This window comes from Skermanella mucosa (assembly GCF_016765655.2).
Lineage (GTDB): Bacteria > Pseudomonadota > Alphaproteobacteria > Azospirillales > Azospirillaceae > Skermanella > Skermanella mucosa.
On sequence record NZ_CP086106.1, the window covers coordinates 3,519,639 to 3,532,746 of the forward strand.

Here is a 13,108-nt window from a genome sequence, read left to right on the forward strand (position 1 = left end):
TCCGGAGGACCCCGGGAGGGAGCGCGGCTGAGCCGGCCCCCGACAACTTGGGCGCAAAGTCATCCAATGCCGCCCGGGATCATGCGGGATCGCCACTCACTCGAACCGGCGGCAAAACTGCTGATCCTGCTAAACCATACCGATATATGGTGCTGATCCCCACTTCCAGCGTCGCTGCGACGTCCTTGATCGGCATGCCGCCGGCGAGCAGATGGCGTGCCGCCTCGATCTTGGCTGCTCCCATCGCCTTAGGCCTTCCGCCCTTCCGCCCCCTCGCAGCAGCGGCCTCAAGACCAGCCACCGTCCGCTCACGGATAATGTCGCGCTCGAACTGCGCAAGAGCGCCGAAAATGTGGAAGGTCAGGCGCCCGCCTGCCGTGGTGGTGTCGATGCTCTCGGTCAGCGACCTGAAGCCGATACCGCGCCGGTCAAGACCGGCAACGATGTCGATCAGGTGCGGCAAGGACCGAGCCAAACGATCCAGCTTCCAGACCACCAATACGTCGCCCTGGGTCGCATACGCCAGCGCCTCGTTCAGCTTCGGCCGGTCGGCGCGCATGCCGCTCATCCGGTCCTCGAAGATCTGCCGCCGGTCGACGCCCACCTTCAGCAAGGCGTCGATCTGTAGGTCCGGGTTCTGGTCCGTGGTGGACACCCGCGCGTAGCCGATCAGCATATTCAGAACAACCGTTTTCGTTTGGAAGCGGGAGACAATGGGCCTTGGTTGTCTCAGGTCTGTTACCCTCCTTCCAAATGGTCATCGGCCTGCTCACCCGACAGCATACCCTTGAGCTTCTTCTCAAGTGACTCTCGCGTGCTGGCTCTATCAACGATTTCAACTAAAAGCCCTTGGACGCGGCGGTTTAGCTCCGCGCTCCGGCGTGCAGCTTCAAGGGGGGTGAGACCATCGAGTTCGGGGTGTGCCTTCTGAAGCCAAGCCAATGCCTGCTCGTGGGTGTCGAACGTGAGTTCAGCATATTGAACAACACTTCGCGCCCGGCTATCCGGAGTGCCGTCTCTCTCCGCGCAGAGCGTGGAAACCTCCTCGCGAAGTTGCTCGAGCTTGGCGGCCATTTCTCGCTGCTGGCTCCGCAGTTCCTCGATCGCCAGCCAAAGATCACTCTCAGCCACGTTTTCCTCCCTGACGTTCTCGACGTTTCCCCTATGCCGCTCCCGGACCCTCTCAATAACCTCACAAGCAGGTTTCGAGAAAATCTATTCTGGGAGACGTTTTTTGGAGGTTCAGAGTGGAGCAAATCTGCGGAGAATTCCAAACCGCTTTCGAGGTTCCCCAAAACGTAGGTTTTTAGGATGTCATCCGAGATCTACTTGATAAAAAGATACAAAAGTTTAAGTATTTAAATAAAAATTATATTAAATTTTGGTATCTGAACTCTAAGTGACCCCACAGCTTTCCATAATACCGAGCGCAAGAGCATTGAGACAATTTTGGCTTACCGCTAGCGAGCCGAGACTTACCAGCCCATAACATGTTTTGAGACGCCACTCTGCGGCGTCATCTGGATCCGATCGCAACATGAATATGGACAATGAAATGATCAAACGTGAAGCAGTTCACGGCATGCCCGAGTCATGGCTGAACTATCCCGACCTATCTTTGATTCCGATCAAGGCAGCCGTGGCTTCCTGTGATGTTACAGAAGGAATCGTCGAAAGAATATTAGCTTCAAGCGAGATTCCCGTCTTTACATTCAAGGAGGAAAGGCTCATCCCATGTACATCTCTAGCTATCATCAGTGATTTCTATGGGAAACAAGTAACTTCCGTCAGGAATGTGTTGGAATCCGCTGCGCGTCGGCGCGATATTGTAACCTATAGGAATCTTGCAGAAGCCGCTGGCCTTGATTATCACGTTACTCGCGACAAACGCATTCTGAGCAAGATAATAGAAACTGTCTGTCAGATAACATATAGCGAATACTCCTTATTACTGCCGGCGATTGCGCGTCGGACATACTCTATGACATCGATGCCGTCAGAAAACTTCTACATCGTCGCTGACCGCCTTGGTTGTAAAGTCGATGACGACCGGACATTCTTAGAAGATCAAACAAAAAAGATCTGGTATCTATATAGCCTTTGCCCCCGTTGCTACCTGAAATATGTGAATGGGTCTCGTCACTGCAGAGAACAAATGTTGAGCGCTACTGTAGCGTCGTGATATTCAGGCTCTCCAGATGCGCGACGTCCGAAAGGCGATCTTATCTATCCGGTAGGCTTCCAGGTAGCTCTGGATCTTGCCGTTGCGCCGGCTGAGGTCGACCTTGAGCCGCGCGGGCTCGGCCTTCTCCAGCACGTCGGCGCCGTCGATCGCGGCCCGGCCGCCCGCTTCCATGACGGGGAGCAGGCGGTCGATCGCCAGGCCGTACAGCCGGGCGAGGCCCGACCGCTTGAGGCCGGAGGCCGCGGCGTCCGGCGACAGCGCGGTGTGGGCGGCCTGGACGATGCCCTCGGCCGCGGCGACCGCCGCCCGGAGTGCGGTGTAGATCCGGTCGGCCACCTTGCGCTCGGCGGCGTCGGCCGCCGACAGGGTGGGCGATGCCGCCTTGGCAAGTTCCACCAGCTCGTCTTCGTCCGGCTCGTCCGGCAGCTCGTAGGTGGGGAGGTCGTCGTCCGCCAGCAGCTCGTGCATGCCGTCGGTCTCGCCCTCCCCGAGCTTGGTGCCGGGCAGGCCGTCGAAGATGATCGTCATTTTGATCGGCCGGTGTAGTGGTTGAAACGTGCCATGGCGTCGGCGTCGTCGAGCCGGATCTCGCCTTCCCAGTCCCGCTCCATCAGCAGCTCCTTGCCGATATTGCGGTTGCCGATCCGGGCGTCGGCGATCTTCCAGATGCCCTTGGGGTCGGGGTTGTCGAGGATCCTGGTCAGTGCCCTGCGCTGGCGCTGCGGGATGTTGAGCGGCTGATACTCGTTGCCGAGGCCGTCGGTGGTGACCTCGTCCGAGTTGATCCAGAACTTCATGCTGGCCCGCAGCTCGTCCCAGGACTGCTGGCTCGGCACGAAGCCGAACCGGGCCCAGGCGTAGCCGCTGACGTCGATGTTGGCGTGGACCTTGACCTTGGACACGCCCATCCGCTCGTACTCGTCGAACTGCGCCTTGAGCACCTGCTTGCCGATGCCGCCGCCCTTGCCTTCGCCGTTGATCACGAAGCCGTCGTGGCTCGCCACCAGGTCGCCGGCCTTGTCGCGGTAGAAGTTGCGGCTGATCTCGCCGGTCATGCCGCCCTTGACGAAGCGATGGGAGACATTCGCGGTCGGGATCTCGATGGCCTTCTCGCCCTGGAACTCGTACTTGGCGCTGCGAGCCACCTTGGTCATGAACTGCGTGCCTCCCGGGAACGCCGCCCTGGTCGCCTCCGCGAACTTGGTCGCCGTCCTGTAGTCCGGCAGCTTCAGCTCCGAGACCGGCTTGCCGTCGAGCGGCCGGTCGAAGTTCCGCGCCTCGCCCCGGATGTCCCGGCGCTTCTGCTTCGCCTCGTCGACCAGCCGCTGGCCGCGCGACTTGGGCGTGAAGCCGTACTTGGCCCCGACCTCCTCCATGCGCCGCTGGTAGGCGATGTCGTTGGCCGCCGTCGCACCGGCGAAGGTCGCCGTGGCGCCGGCCGTCAGACCGTCAGCACCGGCGGCGGCGAGCCCGGCGGCGCGAACCGTCGGGTTGGTCGAGCGGGTCAGGGCGCGGGCGACCATCGCGGCAGCACCGGCAACGCCGGCGCCGACCGTGGTGACCGCCGCACCCGTGAGGAGCTGGGACGGCCGCCCGGCCGGTTGGCCGGACGCGGGCGGGCCGGGCGGAGCGTTGCCGGCCGGGGCCGTTCGCGCTCGTTCACCAGCCCGTCGCCGTCGGCATCCCGTCCGGCTCTACCGTCTCTTTTGTAGAGCGGCCCGAATGTCGTCGGCGAACCCAAAACCACGAAAGGGCGGTCGAGCTTCTCAACCTCCTTTGTCGGGTCGTCGAGATTGTCCGACAGGTTGCCGTCAACCGCACCCCCGTCGCCGTCGAGATCGAGCACCACGTTGCGGCGCTCGTCGTCCTTGCTGGTCGGGTCGGCCGACCGGACGTTCATCGCGGCCATCGACTCGTCCGAGGTGTAAGAGCCGCCGGCGCCGCCCAGGATGCCCTGGAAGTCCGGCAGGCCGTCGGCGGTGCGCGAGGGCATCCCGAGGGCGCCGCGGATGTTCGGCTGCTCCCGGTCGCCCGGGCCCAGCGCACCCCGGATGTCCGGCTGGGCGTCGCCGCCCTGCTGCGGAGCGCCGGCGAGCAGCGCCTCCCGGATGCCCTGGAACCATTCCGGCGTCAGCGCCTGGCGGAAGTCTGGAACCCACTGCGGCTTGAGCGCCGCGCGGAAGTCCGGCATCCACGAGCCGTCGTCGCCCATCGGCATACCCGGCCCGCCCGGCTGACCAGGCATCATGCCCTGCTGGCCCGGCATTCCCGGCTGCTGGCCCGGCAGGATCGGCTTGCCGTCCGGCCCGGTCTGGATGCCCATCATGGCGTGGCGGAAGTCGTCGTCCGCCAGCTCCTTGATCAGCAGCGCGCCGTTGCCGGTGAAGATCGCGTGCTCCATGCCGAGCGGGTCGAGGCCCAGCTCGGCGCGCGCCTCGTCGATCGACTTGATGCCCATGCGGACGTAAGTGCTGTTGATCGAGGCCATCGAGGCCGGATCGACCTCCTTGTGGTCGCCCCAGCAGAACTCCAGGTCCGGGTAGTTCCAGAACCGCTCGATCAGCAGGTCGACGATGTCCTTGATCCAGTTCATCAGCGGCGCCAGGCCCTCGGAGAGCGCGGCTTCTTTCGCCGACTCCGCCGTTGCGCGGATCTGCTGCTGGATGAACGGGAGCGGAGGAACCGAGAACGCATAGCAAACGACGCGGGCGAGCCATTCGTCGAAGGTGTCGGTCAGCATCGGCTCGCGCGTCTGCTTGAAGGTCAGGCCTCCGGGAAACCCGGTGCGGTTCACTTACCGTTAAATTCTCCAGCCGGAAATCATATCAGCCATGTTTTCGCTCCGGGGAAACTGAAAGCTGATCAAGGTCGAGGCGATCGCTCTCGACGTAATCCCGCGCCGTCATGTCTTGCAGAAGACAGGCAACAGCAGTCTCAATCTGGAATCTGCCGGATTCTTCGAATAGGGCTGTCCACGCGTCTATCCAATCTGGCCAAGCGGCAGGAACACCCTTCGGATCTCCAGATTTGATAAACCACAGGGAGATCGCGACCTGATCGCTATCCCAGGAGGGTGCGGCGCGAATCCTGATTTCGCTGAAAGCCTTCAGATGCGCGCCTTCGGCGTGGTGTCTGTTATGTTTCTTTTTGAACCGCTCCTGAAGCTTTGCTGTGGCCACATTGAAATCGTTGGGAAAAGCAAAGCGCGCCCGTTTCCGGGCAAGTGCTTTTGCAAAAGCACGGATCTCGGAGTCTGTTGACCAGCCCGGGATACGGCGCCAGGACGCCACTACCGCCTTCTCGACTGTCATGATCCGGTCCAGGTCGGCGACCAAGCGCTCCTCTGCCAATGCCGGGACGTAGGCGAAAGCCGGCCGGCGAAGCATTCTTATATCCTCCAGCCAATCCGGCGATACCATGATCAGGGGTGCAACCTCTACATAGGGGCGCTCCGCACTCGGTCTGACGATGTCGCAGGTTTGGGTGAGCATAACGAAGCCGGGGACGTTATCCATCAACGGGACTGGACCTTCGGGCAGAGCCTCCCCCTGGCGCAGCATTGCCTCAGCTGCCTGATGCGCGGCGGGAGATGTTGGCCGGGACAGATCAGCAAAGTGGACAAAAGTCAAATCAGCATCGAGAGTAACATCGCCTTGGCGCCAGACCTGAAGAGTAGCGTCGGGATCAGGGAGCTGATCGGGAGACGTCATGCCCATCGGTTTTCAGCCGGCAGCCTTGGGTACCCGGACGGTACGCGCGACCCGTGCCCTTGACGGAACGTCCGGCCGATCCTGAAGCGCACCCAAAAGGGCCACGGGAGATTCGGACTGGCGGGCGAGCTGGACGCTCTTGGAAAGCTTCGTCAATTTTGACCGTGACTTTGCTGATGGGGGCGCTGTTCCGGTGCGCGCTGTCGCCTCGCTGAATGCTGCTGCTTTCAGCAGGTCGTAAATGGAGCGCCCATCGGCAGACGGGCTGAGCAGCAGATCACGGTTGCGCTTTGCCTCACCAACATCCAGCCGCCGGACGATGGACAGAATGCGTCTGATGCGCCGATCATGTTCGGCATTGACGGCCTTGCCGCTTGCCCAGTGATGCACGCTGCGTCGGCTGACATCGAACAGGTCAGCGATCTCGTCCCACGTCAGCCCAGAGCGCCGTCGGATTTCGAAGACTGCTTCGGCGGATGTTTCAGCCTGGACAGGCGTCTTGTGGACGACGTCGAGTTGTCCCGAGGGCCCCGCAGCAGTGCGTTCGACGGTGACAAATGTTGGATAGCTGCTCATAGTGGCTTGGTATAAGAATCCAGCGCCAACCAATGCTATGCCCAACGCATTGCTCCTCACCATCGAGCCGATGGCAGACGTCTGTTCTCCAGCCTTGGCGATGATCATGGTTATGGATTCCCTCCGTAGCAACGCAGGAATTCGTCAGTTACCATCCAACGGAAGACAGTGTAGATGCGCTCTGCGAAACCCGTTGCCGTCGTAAGGAGACCATCGACGGTGAAGTCCTGGGATTGTTGCGTCGCCATGTCAAGGTCGAGGATCCAGCTCGCTTCATCGATGGGTTCAATAGCCTCCGGGTCGAAAGTCGCCCCTGCAGGAAAGTGCCCCCAACGGGCCTGGATGTCTCCCTCCTCCGCTTCGAGATGAGTTTGCGTCATGATGTAGCGTGCCGTTCGACTGATATCAGCCAAAGCCACCCCAAGAACCTCGCTTTTCACAAGCTCGGCGATGCGGTTCACGTCAGGAGCGACAATCCGGTCAATGTAACGGATTCCGAGCCGCTGCGCTTCCACAGGGTTGAATGCTGACTCAACTTCGCCAACCACGATATGGAAGCGGTCAAGAAAATCCTCGCGGCTATGATAAGCCTTTGTTTCCAGCGCGATGAAGTCGATGCCCAATGACACGCGCCAGTCGTCATCCCGGCTGCGGAAACGCCAGATCACCCCCTCCTTGATCTCAGGTTCTCCAGCCGTAGGCAGCACCACGTGATGAACACGATCCTCCTGCAGGAGCGGGTAGTTAGGGCGTATCGCCTCCTGGAAGATGGCGACATTGTCAGGGTTCCGGATTGCCAAGATCGCAGGAAAACGAATCTGAGCGAGTACCCGGACGAGTGGCGCACGCGGCAGCGGCACTTCAGTGGGCGGTGGCCCGCTGAGCGGCGGCGGTGGCTTGGTCATCGGCGGGATCCCCTGCATATCCATATTCAACCCTATATGTGAAGTATAGTGTGAAGCGACAGATGTTAAAAGTTCTCAAAGGCCGCACCCCATGTGGCCTGAGCACCCCCATGGAGGGGCGACGCCTTGTGAGTATTTTCGGTGGCTTAGAAGAACTGGTGTTGACGAAACGGAAGTGATCAGATGGCATCGTCAAGTTGACGGCGGGTTAGGTTGCCAGAGCGTAAGCATCCGGCGAGTGAGGTGGCTCCGTTCATCTGAACAGCTTTTTCAGTGGATAAGTGAAGCGCCTGCGGGGTTCAGGCTGCCGCAATCTGCGGAAGCGGGGTGAAGTAGGCCTAATCGGGTGTTTGCCGGTCAAGGCTGGAATGAGGTCTGCGGGAGTTGTAAAAGCCGAAGTAACTGGCGAGAGATTTCCGCGCCTCGGCTACCGTATCGTAGGCCTTGAGGTATATTTCCTCGTACTTGACGGAGCGCCAGAGCCGCTCCACGAACACGTTGTCGCGCCATGCCCCCCTGCCGTCCATGCTGATGGCGATGGCGTTGTCGGTCAGCAGACCGGTGAACGCGGCGCTGGTAAACTGGCTGCCCTGATCGGTGTTGAAGATCTCCGGCTTGCCGTGGCGGGCCAAGGCTTCCTCGACCGCCTCGACGCAGAACCCGGCCTCCATCGTGATCGATAAACGCCAGGACAGGACGCGCCTGCTGAACCAGTCGATCACGGCGGCGAGATAGACGAAGCCACGCGCCATGGGAACGTAGGTCAGGTCCATGGCCCAGACCTGGTTGGGACGGGTGATCGGCAGATTGCGCAGGAGATGCGGATAGATCTTGTGTCCCGGCGCCGGCTTCGAGGTGTTGGGCTTGCGATAGAGGGCCTGGATGCCCATCCGCTTCATCAGCGTCGCGACATGCCGGCGGCCGGTCCGAAAGCCCTCGGCGATCAGCAGGTCGCGCAGCATGCGGCTGCCTGCGAACGGGAAATCGAGATGCAGTTCGTCCATCCGGCGCATCAGGGCGAGATCGGCGGCCGAGGCTGGCCTCGGTAGGTAGTAAACGCTGCCCCGGCTGACGTTGAGCACCTTGGCCTGCCGTGTGACTGGCAGATCATGGGAGCGGTCGATCATCGCTTTGCGCTCGGCAAACCCGCTTTGCCGAGCGCGCCGGCCAAAAGATCGTTCTCCAGCGTCAGCTCTCCGATCTTGGCATGCAGCACCGTCAGGTCCACTGCCGGACCCCGACTGTCGCTGCGACTCTCCGAGCCGAACAGCCCGGCTGCCCCGTCGAGAAGCTGCGCCTTCCACTGGGTGATCTGGTTGGGATGAATGTCGAACTGCTGAGCCAACTCGGCCAGCGTCTTCTCGCCCTTGACGGCGGCCAAAGCCACCTTTGCCTTGAAAGCCGGTGTGTGGTTCCGACGTGGTCGTCTCGTCATGGTCTCTCCTGTGCGGCACGCATACTGGCCGCTTTCAGACAGAAACTCCACTTATCCCGATGTTCAGATTTCCTGAGCCAGCTCTATGCTCTCTCCTGTGCGGCACACATACTGGCCGCTTTCAGGCAGAAACTCCACTTATCCCGCTGTCCAGATTTCCTGAGCCAGCTCTATATGTTAACGTTGATCGGGATCAACTGGTTGTATAAGAAGTGTTCAGCGATCGAAAATTTTGCTGTAGATTTTGGAATCCGCCATCATGATCTTACTCAACCACTGGCTTACTGAGGCTCGGGATCTGTTCGTTGCCAAAATCCATTTCAATCTGGACGCAGAGGTGAACTGGGCGGTTCAAGGTTCCACGCTGGCGGTCCAGCAGTTGCATTTTTGCCCATATCGCTATCTCTATGCAGCCGAGGAGCCGGAACTGATAGCTCCAGAGCCGGCTCGTAAATAGCAATATGCTACGCCAAGCCATCCTGCTGGTCGGGGGCCGCAGTACGCGCCCCGGTTCGCTGACAGAAACGATTCCGAAGCCCCTCAATTCTGTCGCCGGCCGTCCATTTCTTGATTGGCAAATTGAGGAGATAGCCCGCTTCGGCTTTGCACGCATCCTTCTGCTGGCTGGTTACAAGGGCGAGCAGATCGTAGCGCGTTATCATGATAGAATCGTGCGCGGCGCACATGTAGAGGTTGTGGTTGAGCCTGAGCCTCTCGGGACCGCCGGCGCGTTACGGGTGTTTCAGGATCAACTTGATGAACGTTTCCTGCTGCTGAATGGCGATACTCTTTTCAGCCTGAACCTGCTGGACCTGCCATTGCACGCGGAGGAAGCTATGGTAACGCTTGCCCTGCGCCACACTGCGCCTAGCGGACGCTACGGCACCATCGAATTATCGACGAACGGCAGGGTGCAAGGCTTGATGCCTTACTCACCAGATCGCATTGGACCGGTCAGTGGAGGCATTTACACCATCGACCGCCGAATTACGGAGTGGATCGGCAGCGGCCCGGTCTCGCTGGCGACAGACATTTTCCCTCGCCTCGCAAGCGAAGGCATGCTGCGCGGACACATCTATGACGGCGCATTCATCGACATCGGCGTCCCGGAAGATCTGACACGCGCACAGCACGAGATTCCTACCATGGCTTGCCGCCCGGCCGCCTTTTTGGATCGTGACGGCGTTCTGATCGAAGATACGGGTTATCCGCACGATCCAGCTGCGGCACGCTGGATACCAGGGGCTATGGCTGCGGTAAAGCGGTTAAACGATGCCGGATTTTACGTTTTCATCGTCAGCAACCAAGCCGGGGTGGCGCGTGGTTACTATCCTGAATCGCAAGTCGGCGTGATGCACGCCTGGATGGCGGCGCGTTTGGCTGAAGCCGGGGCTCATGTAGACGCTTACGAGTACTGCCCACACCATCCGGAGGGGACCTCAGTCGGTTTCAACCGTGCCTGCTATCGGCGCAAACCGGAACCTGGAATGATCAAGGATCTAATGGCAACGTGGATAGTCAACCGCAACAGCTCATTTCTGATTGGCGATAAGGAGAGCGATCTGGCGGCAGCTGCCGCCGCCGGGCTGCCCGGCTACCGTTTTTGCGGCGGTGACCTAGCTATCTTCGTGGATCATATACTGGCCCGCGCTATGCCCAATAGGACACCGCCATGAATGCCAACATCTGCGGGCGGTGGCCGCGCTCACCTGTGACCTTAGGGATGCATCCGCTAGAGATTCGAGCTTTTAATCTGACGCATATCTGGCGTGTCTGAGATAGTTCCAGCACTCGTCGGGGTGTATAGATCGCAGATCAATCCGACGGCCTTCCAGAGTTCGTCAATGGTGCGTGCGCCGATGCGTCGGAGATGGGCTCTGAGCTTGGCGAAGGCCATCTCTATCGGGTTGAGGTCGGGGCTGTAGGGCGGCGGGAAGAGAAACCAGGCGCCGCGTTGCTTGAGGATTGCTTTCGCCTTCTCGCTTTTGTGGCTGGACGGGTTGTCGAGAATGACCACGTCACCCGGCCGCGGGGTCGGCGCGAGCTGGGTTTCCACATAGGTCTCGAAGAGGGTGCGGTTCATCGCTCCGATGATCATCGATGACGAAGCGAACGAGACGGAAAATCGATGCGGCGCTGAAGGCGACGATCGCCTTGGAGGCGCTACGCGAGGAAGCGACGGTGGTCGACCTGGCCCAGCGCTACGAGGTTCACCCGAACCAGATTTACGCCTGGAAGAAGCAGCTTCAGGACAATGCGACGCGGGCGTTCGACTCAAATGTCGGCCGCGACGCCGACGCGGCCCGCGAGATCGAGAAGCTGCACGCCAAGATCGGCCAGCTTACCGTCGAGCGGGATTTTTTAGGACAGAGGTCCGGACGATGAGCGCCCCGGACCGCCGAGCCCTGCTCGATCGCGATCACGTTCGACTGTCGGTACGACGGCAATGCACGCTGCTCGGCGTCGCGCGCTCGAGCGTTTACCGCGCGCCGTGTCCGGCCAACAATAATGATCCGGCGCTGATGCAGCGCATCGACGAGTTGTTCACGGCTTGGCCGTTTCTCGGCTCGCGGCGGCTGACGGCGATGCTGCGGGCCGAGGGCACAGTGGTCAACCGCAAACGCGTGCAGCGCCTGATGCGGCTGATGGGCATCGCTGCCCTCGGGCCGAAGCCGAGGACGTCGAAACCGGCGCCGGGCCACAAGGTTTTTCCTTACCTGCTGCGTGGGCTGACGATCGACCGTCCCAATCAGGTGTGGGCGGCCGACATCACCTAGAGTGCGCCTCGTCCCGGATGGTCCGGGGTGCATATCGCTGGAATGCTGATGAGAAAGGAGGGAAATGAAGAAAGCCCTGCCCTCTGCTGTGAGGGGGCATGAGCCCAAGCGGCGGTGACCTGCCGTCAACTGGCAGGGTGACGTAGCCCGCAGGTAAAGGGAATTGAGGTGAAGCCGTTACGCCGAGATGGTTCCCGAGGCTGTAGCACTGGAAGGTTGAGGAACACGAACCGGTTAATCCGCATCCGAGGGCTGAAATGTCGCCTTCGCCTACACGGCTTAACAGGCGGAATGCTGATGAGGCCGCCGGAGACGTATGTCGGCGGCATCCGAACGCAGGTGCATATGTAGGGCATTTGCGGGGAGCCATGGAGAGAACGCAGCCAGGCCATGGCATCGGCATCGACTTGCGGGACGCAAGGACAAGGACTGCGACCGGCAACCGACCCAGTGCGTGAGACGTCCAGCATATGAACGAGGGAAGGCATGATGGAATGCCAAGGGATTGACCCCGATGTCCATCATGCTGGCGGAGTCCTCGTAGTAGTCCGCGACAGGGAAAGCCTGTCACATGGCGAAGGAGGACAGTTCAATCAGTTTGGAGTGCAGACTACCTGACCCAATGAGGTGAAGACCTTTGATAATCAGCGAAATGCAGCACAAGCTCGCGACATGGGCCGAGAGCGACCCGAACCGTCGGTTCGATCGACTTCTCCGGCTCATCGCCAATGGAGCGTGGCTTGCCGAAGCCGCCCGGATCGTACTGACGTCGAGTGGCGCCAATACGCCGGGTCTCGACGGAATGGATAAGCAAGGAATGCAGGCTGGACTGGCGGAACATCTGGCCAGCCTGCGGACCGACCTGCTCGACGGGACTTACCGTCCACAGCCGGTCAGGCGAATCTATATCCCGAAAGCCAACGGCAAGCGACGACCGCTGGGTATCCCAACCCTGACCGACCGTATCGTCCAGCGTGCGATGCTGATGGCCATGGAGCCGATCTGGGAAAGCGACTTCCATCGTCTCTCCTACGGCTTCAGGCCGGAGCGCAGCGTGCATCATGCTGTCCGGACCGTGAAGATACAGCTGCAGGATAGTGGGTCCGGGACGAAGGGACGCTGGATCATCGAAGGTGATCTGGCGAGCTACTTCGACACGGTCCACCACCGACTGCTGCTTCACTGCGTTCGGCGGCGGATACGCGATGAACGGTTCGTCGATCTGCTCTGGCGCATCCTCAAAGCAGGCCACGTTGATCGGGGCTTGTTCGTGGCAGCCAGTGAGGGTGTTCCGCAAGGCGGTGTGTTGTCGCCGCTCCTGTCCAATATCATGCTCCACGAGTTTGATGCGTGGCTGGAGGCGAAATACCTGAACGGCAAAGCCCGCAAGGATCGTTGGGCATGGAACTTCGGCATACAGCAGGGAGCTATGGCGGAAACTGGGTGATGACGAGGTGAGGAAGGTGGCGTAACGAGGTAGGTGCTTGACGCCTGCCAGAACCTCCACGAGGGAGCGCTAC

Annotated in this window: 16 protein-coding genes; 6 read left to right on the plus strand and 10 right to left on the minus strand. The window is 60.6% G+C overall.

Going from position 1 to position 13,108, the window contains the following annotated elements:
• Positions 1-79 precede the first annotated feature (79 nt).
• Entirely contained in the window at positions 80-676 is a 597-nt protein-coding gene (locus tag JL100_RS16170; protein WP_202681249.1) for a recombinase family protein, read from the minus strand.
• A 62-nt stretch (positions 677-738) separates the two neighbouring features.
• Entirely contained in the window at positions 739-1,131 is a 393-nt protein-coding gene (locus JL100_RS16175; protein ID WP_202681248.1) for an antitoxin Xre/MbcA/ParS toxin-binding domain-containing protein, read from the minus strand.
• Positions 1,132-1,555: 424 nt separating this feature from the next.
• Between JL100_RS16175 and JL100_RS16180 the strand changes: the two genes are divergently transcribed.
• Entirely contained in the window at positions 1,556-2,182 is a 627-nt protein-coding gene (locus JL100_RS16180) for a PIN domain-containing protein (protein WP_228420743.1), read from the plus strand.
• Positions 2,183-2,185: 3 nt separating this feature from the next.
• On the opposite strand, the gene JL100_RS16185 is transcribed toward JL100_RS16180, so the two are convergent.
• The 7 genes from JL100_RS16185 to JL100_RS16215 all read right to left on the minus strand — a co-directional run bounded on the left by JL100_RS16185 (position 2,186) and on the right by JL100_RS16215 (position 8,811).
• Entirely contained in the window at positions 2,186-2,713 is a 528-nt protein-coding gene (locus JL100_RS16185) for a hypothetical protein (RefSeq protein ID WP_202681246.1), read from the minus strand.
• Positions 2,710-3,708 carry a hypothetical protein gene (locus JL100_RS16190; RefSeq protein WP_202681245.1) on the minus strand — a complete coding sequence of 333 codons (999 nt, stop codon included), beginning with the start codon at positions 3,706-3,708 and terminating at the stop codon, positions 2,710-2,712. Before JL100_RS16190 ends, JL100_RS16185 begins: the two co-directional genes overlap by 4 nt.
• On the minus strand, positions 3,690-4,979 hold the full coding sequence (locus JL100_RS16195; RefSeq protein WP_202681244.1) for a phage portal family protein: 1,290 nt from the start codon (positions 4,977-4,979) through the stop codon (positions 3,690-3,692). The genes JL100_RS16190 and JL100_RS16195 overlap by 19 nt, the downstream gene beginning before the upstream one ends.
• 31 nt (positions 4,980-5,010) lie before the next feature.
• On the minus strand, positions 5,011-5,895 hold the full coding sequence (locus tag JL100_RS16200; protein WP_202681242.1) for a hypothetical protein: 885 nt from the start codon (positions 5,893-5,895) through the stop codon (positions 5,011-5,013).
• A gap of 12 nt (positions 5,896-5,907) precedes the next feature.
• Complete coding sequence (locus JL100_RS16205) at positions 5,908-6,579, minus strand: helix-turn-helix domain-containing protein (protein WP_202681240.1); 672 nt, start codon at positions 6,577-6,579, stop codon at positions 5,908-5,910.
• Positions 6,580-6,581: 2 nt separating this feature from the next.
• A complete protein-coding gene (locus JL100_RS16210) occupies positions 6,582-7,376 on the minus strand; it encodes a TIGR04255 family protein (protein ID WP_202681238.1) in 795 nt (264 codons plus the stop codon).
• 338 nt (positions 7,377-7,714) lie between these two features.
• Positions 7,715-8,811 (minus strand): IS3 family transposase gene (locus JL100_RS16215; RefSeq protein ID WP_202681599.1). Its coding sequence is split into 2 segments (ribosomal slippage): positions 7,715-8,550 and positions 8,550-8,811, totalling 1,098 coding nucleotides; the frame shifts between segments, so codons are not numbered across the junction.
• Positions 8,812-9,070: 259 nt separating this feature from the next.
• Here JL100_RS16215 and JL100_RS16220 point away from each other — a divergent pair.
• Positions 9,071-9,268 carry a hypothetical protein gene (locus JL100_RS16220; protein WP_202681236.1) on the plus strand — a complete coding sequence of 66 codons (198 nt, stop codon included), beginning with the start codon at positions 9,071-9,073 and terminating at the stop codon, positions 9,266-9,268.
• Positions 9,269-9,272: 4 nt separating this feature from the next.
• A complete protein-coding gene (locus JL100_RS16225; protein WP_202681226.1) occupies positions 9,273-10,487 on the plus strand; it encodes an HAD-IIIA family hydrolase in 1,215 nt (404 codons plus the stop codon).
• A gap of 56 nt (positions 10,488-10,543) precedes the next feature.
• On the opposite strand, the gene JL100_RS16230 is transcribed toward JL100_RS16225, so the two are convergent.
• The gene (locus tag JL100_RS16230) at positions 10,544-10,894 is read right to left on the minus strand and encodes a transposase (protein WP_202681223.1); all 351 of its coding nucleotides are present in this window, start codon (positions 10,892-10,894) and stop codon (positions 10,544-10,546) included.
• 17 nt (positions 10,895-10,911) lie between these two features.
• On the opposite strand from JL100_RS16230, the gene JL100_RS16235 reads away from it, so the two are divergent.
• From JL100_RS16235 to JL100_RS16245, 3 genes are all read left to right on the plus strand, one after another.
• Positions 10,912-11,196 carry a transposase gene (locus tag JL100_RS16235; RefSeq protein ID WP_202681221.1) on the plus strand — a complete coding sequence of 95 codons (285 nt, stop codon included), beginning with the start codon at positions 10,912-10,914 and terminating at the stop codon, positions 11,194-11,196.
• Positions 11,193-11,588, plus strand: coding sequence for an IS3 family transposase (locus JL100_RS16240; RefSeq protein WP_202681219.1), 396 nt, complete (start codon positions 11,193-11,195; stop codon positions 11,586-11,588). The genes JL100_RS16235 and JL100_RS16240 overlap by 4 nt, the downstream gene beginning before the upstream one ends.
• A 652-nt stretch (positions 11,589-12,240) precedes the next feature.
• The gene (locus JL100_RS16245; protein WP_228420745.1) at positions 12,241-13,035 is read left to right on the plus strand and encodes a reverse transcriptase domain-containing protein; all 795 of its coding nucleotides are present in this window, start codon (positions 12,241-12,243) and stop codon (positions 13,033-13,035) included.
• Positions 13,036-13,108 lie beyond the last annotated feature (73 nt).

What these genes read in the sequence shown, in the direction of transcription:
- JL100_RS16230 (WP_202681223.1), bottom strand. Translation starts at nt 10,894, where the DNA reads ATGAACCGCACCCTCTTCGAGACCTATGTGGAAACCCAGCTCGCGCCG.
- JL100_RS16190 (WP_202681245.1), bottom strand. Translation starts at nt 3,708, where the DNA reads ATGGTCGCCCGCGCCCTGACCCGCTCGACCAACCCGACGGTTCGCGCC.
- JL100_RS16245 (WP_228420745.1), top strand. Translation starts at nt 12,241, where the DNA reads ATGCAGCACAAGCTCGCGACATGGGCCGAGAGCGACCCGAACCGTCGG.
- JL100_RS16225 (WP_202681226.1), top strand. Translation starts at nt 9,273, where the DNA reads ATGCTACGCCAAGCCATCCTGCTGGTCGGGGGCCGCAGTACGCGCCCC.
- JL100_RS16235 (WP_202681221.1), top strand. Translation starts at nt 10,912, where the DNA reads ATGACGAAGCGAACGAGACGGAAAATCGATGCGGCGCTGAAGGCGACG.
- JL100_RS16170 (WP_202681249.1), bottom strand. Translation starts at nt 676, where the DNA reads ATGCTGATCGGCTACGCGCGGGTGTCCACCACGGACCAGAACCCGGAC.
- JL100_RS16220 (WP_202681236.1), top strand. Translation starts at nt 9,071, where the DNA reads ATGATCTTACTCAACCACTGGCTTACTGAGGCTCGGGATCTGTTCGTT.
- JL100_RS16240 (WP_202681219.1), top strand. Translation starts at nt 11,193, where the DNA reads ATGAGCGCCCCGGACCGCCGAGCCCTGCTCGATCGCGATCACGTTCGA.
- JL100_RS16210 (WP_202681238.1), bottom strand. Translation starts at nt 7,376, where the DNA reads ATGACCAAGCCACCGCCGCCGCTCAGCGGGCCACCGCCCACTGAAGTG.
- JL100_RS16185 (WP_202681246.1), bottom strand. Translation starts at nt 2,713, where the DNA reads ATGACGATCATCTTCGACGGCCTGCCCGGCACCAAGCTCGGGGAGGGC.
- JL100_RS16205 (WP_202681240.1), bottom strand. Translation starts at nt 6,579, where the DNA reads ATGATCATCGCCAAGGCTGGAGAACAGACGTCTGCCATCGGCTCGATG.
- JL100_RS16180 (WP_228420743.1), top strand. Translation starts at nt 1,556, where the DNA reads ATGATCAAACGTGAAGCAGTTCACGGCATGCCCGAGTCATGGCTGAAC.
- JL100_RS16200 (WP_202681242.1), bottom strand. Translation starts at nt 5,895, where the DNA reads ATGACGTCTCCCGATCAGCTCCCTGATCCCGACGCTACTCTTCAGGTC.